This window comes from Antrihabitans stalactiti (assembly GCF_012932915.1).
Lineage (GTDB): Bacteria > Actinomycetota > Actinomycetes > Mycobacteriales > Mycobacteriaceae > Antrihabitans > Antrihabitans stalactiti.
Window position 1 is genome coordinate 560,342 of record NZ_VCQU01000002.1, and the last position, 13,187, is coordinate 573,528.

Here is a 13,187-nt window from a genome sequence, read left to right on the forward strand (position 1 = left end):
AGGCCGCGACTCAGGTGTTCGACGCCGGCGATCGCGTCTGCCCTCGGTTGTCGTGTGCGGGGTAGGCGTGGACGAGTGCGCTGTCGAGTTTGGGGACTGCGTGGGTGAGGGTGTGTTCGGCGTCGTGCGCGATCTTGTGCGCACCAGTAAGGCTGGTGGCGGGGTCGATGTCGAGTTCGGCGTCGGCGTGCAGGCGGTGTCCGATCCAGCGCATTTTCACGCTTCGTACGCTTCTCACGCCGGGTTCGGCGGCGAGCGCTGTTTCGGCGGCATCGACTAGTTCGGGATCGACGGCGTCCATGAGCCGTCGGAATATGTCACGGGCGGCGGTACGCAGAACGGCGAGGATCGCGATAGTGATGAGAAGTCCGACGATCGGGTCGGCGAGCGGGAATCCGAGCGCAACCCCGCCGGCGCCGATGAGGACGGCGAGCGAGGTGAAGCCGTCTGTGCGGGCGTGCAGTCCGTCGGCGACGAGGGCAGCGGAGCCGATCTGGCGCCCGACGCGGATGCGGTAGACGGCGACGAATTCGTTGCCGAGGAATCCGACGAGCCCGGCGGCGGCGACCCAAGGAAGGTGGACGATGTCGACTGGGTTGATCAGCCGCCGGATCGATTCGAACGCGGCGACCGCGGCGGACAGAGTGATCATCGCGACGACGAACAGTCCAGCGAGATCTTCGGCGCGGCCGAACCCATAGGTGTAGCGGCGGGTCGCGGCGCGTCGACCGAGCACGAACGCGATCCAGAGCGGGATCGCCGTCATCGCGTCGGAGATGTTGTGGATCGTGTCCGCCAGCAACGCGACCGATCCCGAAATCAGCACGATCACCAACTGCGCGATCGACGTGACACCCAACGCGACGAGGCTGATCTTCACCGCGCGGATCCCGGCCGCACTCGATTCCAGCGCGCCGTCGATGCTGTCGGCGGCATCGTGGCTGTGTGGGACGAACACCTCCCGCACCGCGGCACCGAACCGTCCACCCCAACCCGCGTGGCCGTGTCCATGGCCATGGCCGTGGCCCAGATGGTTGTGTTCCTCGTGGGTCATGCGCCCGTCTCCGCCTTCAGCGCGCCGGTGCCGCGGTGGTGTCCGGGGATGCCCGGACCAGCGTGTTCGGCGTTATAGACCGCGTCGGTGACCAATTGCGCGACGTGATCGTTCTCCAGGCTGTAGAAGATCGTGGTGCCCTCGCGTCGGGGGCGGACGAGCCGCGCCATCCGCAGCTTCGAGAGATGCTGCGACACCGACGGCGCGGGTTTCCCAACGTGGTCGGCGAGGTCGTTGACCGACATCTCCCGGCCGACGAGTGCCCACAACACCTGCACCCGCGTCGCATCGGCGAGCATGCGGAAGACCTCGACCACGAGGCCCACTTGGTCGTCAGGCAACCGCCGCAGAGGCTCGTTAGCTGCATTCATACGTAGATAATAAGGGATACGTTTTTTGTCGCGTCGCTATCCGGAAATGAGCGGTCTGATCGCTGCCCAACGTTCGGTCTGCAGCGCGGCGGGGCTCATCCCGCCACAGCGATTGCGCGCGCGGCCGCGGTCAACGATCGGCGGACCGTGGGGCCACCGCAGCGGACAGGGCCTCGGAGATCTTCTGATGCCCGGCCTGGTTGGGGTGGTCACCGTCGTCGGCAAGCAGTTCGGTCGGATCGTCGGTTTCGGCGGACCCTTTGAACGCGCGTAGGAGGTCGACGTAGATCGCGTCATGCGCGGTCGCCACCTCCTCGATGACGGTGTCGACACGACGGGTAAGCGCGGCGCTGTCGGCCTCGAAACCCGGTCCGTACTCGTGGCGCGCGACGTCGCCGTCGGGGAACACATTCCAGTATCCGGTGACCAGCACGGTCGTTGGACGACCCTCGCGTAGCTCGGTGAGGCGCTGCAGAATCGTGGTGAGGTTGCTTCGGAGGACATCGAAGTCGGGGTCGACGGTGCTTGGCCAGTTTTCGTCATACCCGCCGTCGGGATAGCCATCGAGCGAGGATGCGAAGTCGTTTGCTCCGATCGTCACGGTCACGACATCGGCATCACGGACGGGAGCGGAATCGTCGCCTTCGGCGCCGAGGGATTCCAGCAGGTCTGTGGTGGTCGCCCCACCGACGCCGAGATTGGTGACCTGCACCTTCGATACGCGGTCGCGGGCGAGTACTTGGCCGAACAGCTCGATGAACGGCGTACACCCGGCGCAATTGTTGCCTGCCGGAATGGAGTCTCCGATGCTGACAACGTTCAGCACGGCGGTGTCGGCCACGGGCGCGACACTGGGGGTGACGAGGTCGGTGGCAAGACGCGTTCCAGGCGAAGAACCAGCTGTGATGATGCCGAGGACGAGGCCTATCGCGAGGATCGCCGCCGCCGCGGGCGCGCGACGACCACGCGTCCCGTGTTCGTCACGACCGGGTCGCATGGCGTGGGCGTCTCCCTCGAACAACGTTCATGAAAGGTAAACGTAAACCCGCGACATTTCACTCATGTTTCGCGCGCACGCCCGGTTCGGTCGGCGAGTTCACTTCACGCACGGAACATCGTCGCCGCCGAGGCTGGTCAGGTCGGTGGGTGCCGGTGCGTTGTTGCCTGTCGCCGTTGCTGGCACAACAGGCACAGCTGATTGCGGGCTGGTAGGTGTTGAGTGGGCGAGATCTGATCTGCTGTGGCCCGGTTCGTTCGACAGGCTCGGCGGCAGCGCGAAATCGGTGCCAACTGTCACCTGCACCGTTCCGGCCGGCAGGTTCGGGCGTGCGGACGCGGACAGTCCGCCCAGCATCGAAGCCAACTGTCGGGCCGGCTGTGCCGAACCTGGTCCGTACTGGACCGACGACGACTTCTGGATCGGTCCGTTGCTCGCGGCACCTCGGGTGAATCCGCGCGCGGCGAAGTTCGACTCCAGTTGTCCCGCGAGACCGACCTGTCCGGACGAATTGACCACATTGAGCACGACGCCGTCTGCTCCCGCGACGGTCCCCGTCGATCCCGGCGTGGTAGAGGTCGGCACACCGGCATCCGCCGGTCCGCTCCCGAGGAGCCGCCCGACGATGCCATGGATTGCGTCGGCATCGACGATGTTGACGTCCTCACCGGCGTCGGTTGTTCCGAAGTGGTCGATCGGCAGCGTGTAGTAAGCGATGTTGCCGCCGCTGAGGTGCCGCGCAGTGGTCATCAACGAGGCCAGGTCGGGGTTTGCGTCGACTGCGATGTTCTGTTCGGCGACGTCGAGAATGCCTTGCAGCCGGCTCATGCTGGTCAGGGTGCCGCTCTCGTTCAGCTTCCGCGACAGCGACACCAGGAACGCCTGTTGCCGACGGTCCCTGTCGAGATCGGTGAACATCAGATTCGTGTCGGGATCACGTCGTTGCCGAACGAACGCGACGGCTTGTGAGGCGTCGATTTCCTGTTTCCCCTTGTGGAAACGCGCCCCGGAGTAGCTGTCGGAGGTGTCCTCGTTCACGCACACTTCGATCGGGGCGACCACCTGCGCGATCTGAAAGAACGCGACGAGGGTGACCTCGAGGAAATGGTCGATCGGCACACCACCGAGGAACTGGCGCACGGTGGCGATCTCGGCTTTCCGCCCAGCCTCGCGCGAGAGTTGTTCGAGCTGGCGTGGGTCGCTGACCCCCTTGGCCGCCAGCGCATCTCGCGACCGGGCGAGCGCCTGCCCGTAGGCTTGTTTGATCTTGCCTTTGCACGGGCTGGCGGTGCAGCCAGACAGCTCGACGTAGTCGTCGCGCGGGATGGAGATGGCGCTTGCCTTCGACCCATCACCCGGAATGTGGAGCAGGATCAGCACATTCGCGTTGTAGCCGCCGACGCTGTCGTCGCCGGCGTGCAGTGCGTCATAGACATCGGAGGGCAGCGGTTTGCCCTTCTCGTCAAGACGGCTGTCGAGTCCCATGATCAGGACGTTTTGCGTCCCGCCGTTGGACGTGGGCTCACCGGCCAGCGCTTCCGACTGCGTCAGGCCGGAAGTGACGCCGTGGTAGACCCGCCACCCACTGCCGGTTCCGACGAGCGCAGCCACCGCCGCGAGCGCCGCCAGACTTCGTATGACCTTGACCGCCGACGAGCGCGACCGTCCGGCCCCGCGAGCTGGAGCCCGATGCCGGCGCGGTTGATCGATCACAGAATCCGAGACTACCCAGCCTCACGTGCGTTCCCCACGATCGCGCGCGGCTGCGGTATCACGATCGCCTGTGCCGACCGGTGTTTCTGGGCGAAGTGTCTGATCCGCCCGTTCCGACGAGTGCGGTCGGTCGGTCTTCGCTGTCGGATTCTTCGATGCCGATTCGATTGTGGAACCGAGCCAGCGGAGCCGGTGCCCACCAGTTGAAGGTGCCCATGAGTTGCATCAAGGCGGGTACCAGGATGCCTCGGATCAGAGTTGCGTCGGCAAGGATTGTGATCGTCAGACCGAGCCCGAACAACTGGATGAACGACACTTGCGACGTGATCATCGAGAAGAAGACGATCGCCATCAACGCCGCTGCCGCTGTGATGATGCGCCCTGTGCGGGCGACGCCCTTGGCGACGGCAATTGAATTGTCTTCGGCGCGTTGGTCTGACCGCATCCACTCGTCGCGAATCCGCGAGAGCAGGAAGACCTCGTAATCCATCGACATCCCGAATGCGATGCAGAACATCAGGATCGGCATCGATGGAATGAGGAAGCCGGTCGCCGTGAACCCGAGCAGTCCCGACAAATGTCCGTTCTGGAAGACCCAGACCATTGCGCCGAACGCGGCCGTCAGGGAAAGCGTATTGACCACAAGTGCTTTCAGCGGCAGCACCAAGCTGCCGGTGAACATGAACAACACCACAAACGTGGCAAGTGCGATCAACGCGAACGCCAGCGGTATTCGTGCTCCCAGAGTGTCGATTGCATCCCGGTTCTGCGCGGCGGCACCTGTGAACAACGCCGGGGCCGGGCTGTGGACTGCGCGTAGCGCATCCAACTGGGCTTGGCCGTCGGGGGAGAAGGGGTCGGTGTCGGTGGCGATGCTGAGGTAGGTGCTTCGGTCGTTGCTCATGCCCGGCGGTGCCGGCGACACCAACTGACCGGCCTCGAAAATGCCGGCAGCAGATGTCACTTCACCGACTGATTTCACCGTGGACAGGTCGGACGCGTAGTCGGCAAGCGCGCCAGGGGTGTCGCGGAACTCGGGCAGGACTGCGACGACCGTCGATGTGACGTTCTGGCCGAAGTCCTCACGCAGCAGATCGCCGACCTGCCGACTGGTCGCCTGGTCGGACAGCACTCGGTCGTCGGCGGAGCCGAATTCGGCAGCCAGAAACGGTGATCCGAGCAAAAGCAGCAAGGCGACGACGACAACCGAGATCGGAGTTGCGTGGCGCATGACGACGCGCACGAGTCGGTACCAGAAGGTCCGCGCCTCGTCGACCGGTGGACGAGGCGGACGACGGAACAACCGGCGCAACGGTGCGCGTACGTCCAAGGCGTCGACTCGTCGTCCCAGAAGAATCAGGGCGGCAGGCAGGATCACGAGCGCGGCGAACGACGCTGTGGCAACGACCGCCAGTCCTGCGTAGGCGAACGACTTCAGAAAATACTGTGGGAACACGACGAGCGTTGCCAGTGACAAGGCAACCGTGATCGCGGAGAACAGCACCGTACGCCCGGCCGTTTGAACCGTCCGCAGGACAGCCTGCTCGGGTGCGAGACCACGACCGAGTTCTTCCCGGAATCTACTGACGATGAAGAGGCTGTAGTCGATGGCCAAGGCCAGCCCCAGCGCAGTCGTCATATTCAAGGAGTAGATGGAGACATCGCTGACGAGTGCCACCGCACGCAAGATCGCGAGCGTCGAAATGATAGAGAACAGGCCGATCGCGAGTGGCAAAAGCGCGGCGATGATGCTTCCGAACACCCAGATCAACAACAACGCGGTGAGCGGGATGGCAATGGCCTCGGCGACCGCGAGATCGGCCGTGATCCGGTCGTTGATCTCATGTTCCACGGGGCCGAAGCCGCCCGCTCTGACCACGATTCCGTCATGCTCGCCGGTCAACCGATCGGTGATCTCGCCTGCACGATTCGGGACGACCGTGTCGTCGCCGGCGATGCGCGCCGTCACGACGGCGCTCGTTCCGTCGTCGCTGCGCAACGTTGCGGAAATGCCCTGGGGGGCGGCCCAATAAGACTCGACAGCGGAGACGTCGGGTTCCGCGTCGAGCGCTGCGGTGAGTCCCTCCCCGACGCTACGCGCGGCAGGCGTGTCGACCCCTCCGGGTGCGGTGACCAACAAGATGAGATTCGGCTCGCCGGTGTGGAATTCGTCGGCGAGCAGCGTCGACGCTCGTGTCGACTCAGCGTCTGCCGCGGTGAATCCGCCGGCCTTCAAATGCTCGGCGGCCGAGGCTCCGAAGACGAGCGCGAGAACGACGATTGCCAGCGCGCCGGCCAGGACTGCACGCGGGTAACGAACAACCATGGCCGCCAAGCGGGTCAGCATCTGCGGGTGCCCTGTCACACGAAGGCGAACTCGTCTCCGGCGTGGAATCGCGCCAAAGACTCCGACACGGATCGACGTGACGGCGGATGGAATGCGAAGGCGTGCACCGCCGCGGCGAGGTACCCGATGTCGGACGACTTGATGAATGCGATGCCGCCGAGAGATTCGACGGCCGCGGATGATGCCCGGACGAGCGCGTCGCGAATGGCGATTCTGCACAACAGGAGGCGGACGGATATGTCCTGGCCGCGCTCACCTTCGTCCACCGCACGAGCGATACTCTCGATTGCGCTCATGCCGTTCTCGATCTCCGACGCCGCGCGTACGTAACCTTCGTAGTCGTCCTTGCGGGCCGCGACCAGTCGCTCGAGCAATGCGCTCGCAGCGCCCAGATAGTTCGCCGTGACGAGCATTCCGAACCAGAGGTACCCGGTCATCTCGTGTTGACCGTCGGGGTCGTCGTCGCCGTTGAGGAGAACGAAGCTGGCCGGCACCTCGACGTCCTTCAGTTGGACTTCGTCGCTCTCGGCTCCCGCGAGGATCGAACTCTCCCAGAACGGGTGCACCGAAATGCCCGGCGACGAAGCGGGAATCAGGGCGATGCCCCGTTCACCGTTGTCGACCTGCACGCTCGCGGTGAGCAGGTCCATCGATGCCGAAAGACTGCACGGCTTCTTGCTGCCGTTGATGAGGTAGGTCTCGCCGCTACGCGTTGCGGTCATCGTGGGAATGAACACGCTCCCACCGGTGGTGCCCTCCGAGAAACCCGAAGCCACGATGGCGCGTTGCTCCACCAAACCCTTGATGAGCGCGCGGTCTTCATCTGTTCCCATCTGGGCGAATTCGTTGAGGGTCGCAAGGGACAGGTGATGCATCGTCGTCGCGGCGCCGAGCGACGGCGACCTGCTGCCGATGGCTCGCTGTACGCGCACGGCGTCCAATGCCGAGGCGCCGAGCCCACCTGACTCGACAGGGATGGTCAGTGCGGTGCCGCCGGCATCCCGGAAATGCGCGATGGCGTCGCTGTTCTTGCCTTCCATCTCGAGCAGTGGCGTTTCGTCCAAATAGGTGACCAAATTCGGCAGGTATTTCTGCAATGCTGCACGTTCACGGCCCATCAGTGCGGTCATAATGCTCCCTCGAATAATTTCCGAATTTCCTGAATTTAAGCGTGTCTGTAAGGAGGTTCGGAGCGGGCGGCCATGCGGATCTGTGTCCGTGTGCTCTTTTCCGGGAAATTTCGGATCGTGTCCAATCCGTGGCAAGACGGCTCTTACCTGCGGTTTTCGGCTGTGGTGCGGCGCCTGAAAGGTCGATTAGGGATAATTCGGGCATTTCATGTGATTATCCTGAGTAACCAATCTTAATTCTCGCCAGATCCGAACCCTCTCAATAATCCCGGGATAAATCCGCGTATGGAGACGAGGTTGGCATCGATGGCTGAAAGTAATTTGATTCAAAGACTCAGTGGCGACGAACGAATTGAGCTGTTCAGGGCCGTACGCGAATCCGTCGGAATTCCCTATTTTCGGGTCATGGAGTCAGCCACCGCGCCGATTGTGCAGGTGGAGGGCGCAGACAAGATCATGCTCGGCTCGAACAACTACCTGGGCCTCGCCGATCACCCAGCCATCCGGAAGGGCGCTCAGGACGCGCTGGATCGGTTCGGGGCCGCAGTCACCGGAAGCCGACTGCTCAACGGCACGATCGATCTCCACCTCGAACTGGAGGCCGAGATCGCGGCGTGGCACGACACCGAAGACGCGATCGTTTTCACCACCGGCTATCAAACGAATCTCGGCACAATCAGCGCCGTCGTCGGCCCAGGCGACCGGGTTGTCGTGGATGCTGCGGCGCACGCGTCGATCCGCGACGGGTGCTCGCTCTCGGGGGCGGACGTCCGCCGTTTCGCGCACAACGATGTCGCCGAGTTGGAGAAGGTCCTTCAGGAACCACTCGACGGCGACGGCGCCGTGCTTGTCATCGTTGATGGCCTGTATTCGATGGAAGGCGATCTCGCACCACTCGGAGCGATCTCTGCCGTATGCCAGCGACACGGCGCAGCGCTCATGGTCGACGAAGCGCACAGCCTCGGTGTTTTCGGCGCTCGCCGTACCGGGGTCGCCGAGTTGTTCGGCATCGACACGGCAACAGACATTCGGATGGCTTCACTGTCCAAAAGCCCGAGCTCGACGGGCGGATTCATCGCAGGGTCCCGGGATCTGCTCGACTCGCTTCGAGTCAATGCCAGCGCGTTCTTGTTCACGACGTCCGGCGTCCCCGCTGCGATCGGGGCGTCCCTGGCGGCGGTACGACTGATTCGCAGCGAGGAAGGCGCGCAACGGGCGCAGCGAGCACTCGACAACGCGGCGATGCTGCGAAACGGTCTGGCCCACAGCGGACTCGATGTCAGTGCGCTGTCGCCGCTGCCTGCCGGCGGCGAGACGGTGACGCCCATCGTTGCGGTGCACATCGGCGACGACCTCGCCGCGATGGACATGTGGCGCCAACTCTTCGATCGCGGTGTATTCACCAGCGCCGCACTGTATCCGGCCGTTCCGCGGTCGGGCGCGCTGCTGCGGCTGTGCGTCATGGCCTCGCACACGGATGCGCAGTTGAACCGAGCGATCGAAGTGATTGCCGAGACGGTCACACAGGCGGCGGCGTAACGATGAAGGTCGCCGTCACCGGAGCCACCAGCGATTTCGGCACCGCGATCCTGCCCGTCCTGCTGGCCGACCTCGATATCGACAGCGTTGTCGGGCTGTCCAGGCGGACTTTGCAGATCGAGCACCCCAAACTCGAGGCCGTCCAGATGGACATCCGTGACCCGCAGATCGAAGACGCGATGAGGGGCTGTGCAGCGGTCATCCACTTGGCGTTCGTCGTCGAGGAGATCAAGGACAAGACCGAGACGCACGACATCAATCTGCGCGGATCACGCAACGTCATCGACTCTGCCCACCGCGCCGGGGTACGGCGGGTCGTGATTGCCTCGAGTATCAACGCATACGGCCCGGAAGTCCGGCCCGAACCGGTGACCGAAGACGTCTATCCGGAGGGTGACCCCGACCGCTATTACTTCCATGACAAAGCGGAGGTCGAGCACTATGCCGAATGGTGGCTGCGGCGCCACGCCGGCGAGATGGCGATCTCGATGCTGCGTCCCACCTACATCATCGGGCCGAGCTTCTCCAATGACGGCATCGATCAACTCACCGGTCCGGTGGCGGCATTCCCGCGAGCCGACGAAGCCGCGTACCAGTTCCTGCACGAGTCCGACATGGCAGATGCGTTTCACCGTGCCGCAAAACAAGACTTGGACGGTCCCTTCAACCTCGGTCCGAAGGACTGGGTGGGAGTCCGTGAACTCGCCGCCATGCAAGGGCAGCGGCTCTTCGACGTGCCCGAGCGCCCCGCCATCGTTGCCGCCAACATCGCATTCCGCCTTGGACTGACGCCATTCTCCGGCCACTGGGTGACTGCAGGCGAGACCATCGTGGACTCTGCCCGGCTCACGGCCGCGACCGGATGGCGTCCGTCCATGTCGGCCCACGAATGTGCGGCAATCATGATCTTGCTGCAGGGAAAGCCGCTGCTGCGCAAAGACGATGCCCTCGAACGCCACATCGCTTGCGAGGCTGCCCTGGCGCCCGCATCGGCAGCGGTCGGCGTCGACGGGCACGGGCTCGAACACGTCCAACTCCCGACCGCCACCGGTTCAGTCCACGCCGAAGTCCATGTCGCACAATCGGTTGGGGGAGGAGCCATCGTCATCCCCGCGCCGCCGGGTCTGCATGCTCGCTACCTCACTCCAATCGCGGCCGAGATCTGTGCGATGGGCATCGACGTCGTCGTGGTCGACCTACCCGGCCACGGACTGAGCACCGGGAAACGTGGTCACGCTAATGGTCAAGCTGTTGCGGACGCGCTCGAAGTTGCCGCCGCCTACGCGCGGTCCAGGTTCCATGGCGAACCCGACACACTAACAGTCGGTGCTGGTGCGGAACGACTTTCGCACAGGTTCGAGCGGCATCTGAAGCCTGCGGACGGGCTGCTGCCCCGAAAGGTTCGCTGTGACAGCGCCATTCTTGGTCGCCTTCCGCACGCCCGCACCCCCCGCGAGGCGGTGGCGATCGCTCAGACTGCGATTGCTACGTAGTGCCCCTCGGCGGCACTCGAACTCAGGGGCTGGACATCCGATAGACCCGACACATGTCCGTCTGCCTGGCGCGACTCGGTGCTGGGCCGGTCGTACACACCTCTCGTGGCTCCGTCGACGACCATCATTAGGAGCAAGGCTGAGCAACTTCCGGCTGACCCGCAGGTCTACGACGAGGTCCGAGCCGATGGGCATCCGATCGCATTGATCTGCGGCCGCGACATCGTCACGTCTCTGCGAGGCCGGGGTTCGGAGACACGTCTTCGGTCAAAACTTTTGGATTCAAAACTATCGGTGGGGGAGCACGACCCCGTTGACTGTTGAGTCAAAACAGCCGCAAACCGAATCGCCAGCCGCTCGCCAAATTGCTAGCGAAAGGGTCTGTGGCTGGCGAAATGCTCGACGGCTGATAGGCGAGATTTTGGGCGTTGCTCATATTCACGGCGGGCCAGTCATAAGTTGCGAATGCGACCCACGATCGGTGCGCGACCGCTCTAATCGGGCTCGCTCAATCGCGCGGGCGTACGTCATGTCGATCAACCAGGACAGCACTGAGCCTCTAGAGGGATCGAACTTGCCGGCTGTGCGCCAGACCTCGAGATAGATCTCTTCAGTGACTGCTTCTGCGAAACCGGCATCGCGCAAAACCTGGAGTGTAATGCCGTACACACCCGCGCAAGTGCGGTCATAAAGCTCCGCGAACGAGTCGACGTCACCACCGGCAATGCGGACGACCACGTCCGCTAGCTCTGTAGCGTCGTCTCTGGTGCGCCGTGTTCGATCGACGGTGTCGTTGCTTGCGGTATCGCGCATCACCATGTCTGTTCGTTCTTGCCCCGAGCTCGATCGAGGCGGACAGACCCACTTGGTCATCGATGACGGCGTGGCCTTCCACCCTCCAGGTGGCTTAACGCGTTTCGGCAAGCGAACTGTTACCGCGTATGGGACGGATTTCGCGATCGTTATCGGGTCGTTAGCCAACGCGGCCAACGAGCGACGAACCAGGCCGGTGGAGACCACCGGGTAACCGCGCGACGATGGGGAGCACGCAGACCATCGGGTAGATGTGCCCTCGGTGAGACTCGAACTCACACTGGACGGGTTTTGAATCTGTCGCTCTCGACGTTTGTGGTTGTTGGCGGTTGACGGCAATGATTGAAAATGCCGCTGAACTGGGATTTCTGGTGTTGGCTCTGTTGATGATCGTTTCGTATTGCTGGCTCCGCTGCGGAACCGCTGCGGAACGGTTGGAGCCAAGAAGCGACATTGCTCGGTCGCGCTGTCGAACCAATTCGACGTGGCCCCGCCACAACATGGGGTACCCGTCCCGAGGCAGGTGTTCGAGATTGGCCAGCTGCCGTTGTTCGTTGGTCACTTGGATTTGGTCGGCGATATGTTCGGAAAGTTGCTGCCAAGCCCCACCACCGGGCTCCCTGGTCGCGACTCGGGCTGGACAGGACAGAGACGCTCAACGCCAGGGTTCTGCTGATGACAAGGTAGGCGGGCTGCCGGTCTTGAGCGAGGTACGGCAACACAAGCAATGCGGGGTGTTGAGCAGGTCGCGTCTCATCGCGGAGATCGGAGCAGCGGGTGCACACAAGTGACAGGTGTCGGTCGAACGTGTGACGACGCGTAGCTATTTGTCGCAGAGGTGCTGCAGGTCAGCGGTGTAAATCTCCTCGGGAGTGCTGGCGATCTGTAGTGCGCGGTATGCCATGACTCCGTGGCACATGCCGAGGCCGGAAGCCACCAGCTGGTATCGCGGTTGCGGACCGTATTCCACACACCCCAGACCACTGCCGTGCGCCACTGCGGCGCCCCAGTCCTGCCAAACGATCTGCGAGATGGCATTGGGGCACGAACCCATGGAAATCACCGAGGGCTGTTCGGTCCCGTAGCCGAGCGAATTCGGGCCCATGTCGGATGCCGAGCCCAGCACGATTGTCGATGCGGCCTGTGTCGTCGGTGTTTGCACTCCAGGCACGGGACCTGTTTCAACCGCTGTTTCGCTCACGACGACGGTGCCGTCCTGGATGAGCTGGAATCCGTCGGAAGTGATCACGTAGCGCGCGTTGTCGGGAGCATCCGTGGCGACGAATCCATCAGTTTGACGGGAAACGTCGTACACGTCGATAGTGGCGCCGTCGGATATTCGGTAGCCACGATAATAGAGTCGGTTGACCTCGCTTCGGCACACCACCAGTGCCGACTGCTTGGTCCGCATGAACATCTCGGCTTTGTCGGTACCGAAGCACCGTGCGCCGTTCCTGAAGGCGGTAAACCCCTGGGAATCGGCGTCGCCGGCCGGTGGAGGCGCCGGATTCCCGGTCGGCGTCGGCGCCGCGATAGACGTTGCACTGGTGGTGGCCGTCACGGGCGGCGATGCAGTCTCGGGAGGTCCCGAAACTTGAGCAGCCGACAACCAGCCCGCCAGCCGCCGCGCCAAGAAGCGCAATTGCTAACCCAATGTTTCGCATGATCCTCCATCCTTGGCCTTGACCCAGCGGGTTGAATAACCGCTTCACCAACTCCGCAATCCGGAT

Annotated in this window: 10 protein-coding genes; 2 read left to right on the top strand and 8 right to left on the bottom strand. The window is 63.5% G+C overall.

The annotated features are described in order from the left end of the window. Positions 1–10: 10 nt before the first annotated feature. The 6 genes from FGL95_RS08430 to FGL95_RS08455 all read right to left on the bottom strand — a co-directional run bounded on the left by FGL95_RS08430 (position 11) and on the right by FGL95_RS08455 (position 7,612). The gene (locus FGL95_RS08430; protein WP_169585750.1) at positions 11–1,054 is read right to left on the bottom strand and encodes a cation diffusion facilitator family transporter; all 1,044 of its coding nucleotides are present in this window, start codon (positions 1,052–1,054) and stop codon (positions 11–13) included. Next, positions 1,051–1,425, bottom strand: coding sequence for an ArsR/SmtB family transcription factor (locus FGL95_RS08435; protein ID WP_169585751.1), 375 nt, complete (start codon positions 1,423–1,425; stop codon positions 1,051–1,053). The genes FGL95_RS08430 and FGL95_RS08435 overlap by 4 nt, the downstream gene beginning before the upstream one ends. Positions 1,426–1,555: 130 nt before the next feature. Next, positions 1,556–2,422, bottom strand: a complete 867-nt coding sequence (locus FGL95_RS08440) for an SGNH/GDSL hydrolase family protein (protein WP_169585752.1) — start codon at positions 2,420–2,422, stop codon at positions 1,556–1,558. 99 nt (positions 2,423–2,521) lie between these two features. Beyond that, complete coding sequence (locus tag FGL95_RS08445; RefSeq protein WP_338079763.1) at positions 2,522–4,135, bottom strand: LCP family protein; 1,614 nt, start codon at positions 4,133–4,135, stop codon at positions 2,522–2,524. Between the two features lie 58 nt (positions 4,136–4,193). Then, positions 4,194–6,500, bottom strand: coding sequence for an MMPL family transporter (locus FGL95_RS08450; RefSeq protein WP_338079764.1), 2,307 nt, complete (start codon positions 6,498–6,500; stop codon positions 4,194–4,196). Then, on the bottom strand, positions 6,497–7,612 hold the full coding sequence (locus tag FGL95_RS08455; protein ID WP_169585753.1) for an acyl-CoA dehydrogenase family protein: 1,116 nt from the start codon (positions 7,610–7,612) through the stop codon (positions 6,497–6,499). The genes FGL95_RS08450 and FGL95_RS08455 overlap by 4 nt, the downstream gene beginning before the upstream one ends. Positions 7,613–8,017: 405 nt before the next feature. On the opposite strand from FGL95_RS08455, the gene FGL95_RS08460 reads away from it, so the two are divergent. Both FGL95_RS08460 and FGL95_RS08465 read left to right on the top strand, forming a co-directional pair. Continuing rightward, positions 8,018–9,151: an aminotransferase class I/II-fold pyridoxal phosphate-dependent enzyme gene (locus FGL95_RS08460; protein ID WP_240962815.1), complete on the top strand. Its 1,134-nt coding sequence runs from the start codon at positions 8,018–8,020 to the stop codon at positions 9,149–9,151. Between the two features lie 2 nt (positions 9,152–9,153). Continuing rightward, on the top strand, positions 9,154–10,644 hold the full coding sequence (locus tag FGL95_RS08465; RefSeq protein WP_169585755.1) for an NAD-dependent epimerase/dehydratase family protein: 1,491 nt from the start codon (positions 9,154–9,156) through the stop codon (positions 10,642–10,644). Between the two features lie 438 nt (positions 10,645–11,082). Here FGL95_RS08465 and FGL95_RS08470 read toward each other — a convergent pair whose 3' ends face one another. Together FGL95_RS08470 and FGL95_RS32265 are read right to left on the bottom strand one after the other, a co-directional pair. Continuing rightward, positions 11,083–11,463 carry a sigma factor gene (locus FGL95_RS08470; protein ID WP_169585756.1) on the bottom strand — a complete coding sequence of 127 codons (381 nt, stop codon included), beginning with the start codon at positions 11,461–11,463 and terminating at the stop codon, positions 11,083–11,085. A gap of 817 nt (positions 11,464–12,280) precedes the next feature. Beyond that, on the bottom strand, positions 12,281–13,018 hold the full coding sequence (locus FGL95_RS32265) for a hypothetical protein (RefSeq protein WP_169585273.1): 738 nt from the start codon (positions 13,016–13,018) through the stop codon (positions 12,281–12,283). Between the last annotated feature and the right edge of the window lie 169 nt (positions 13,019–13,187).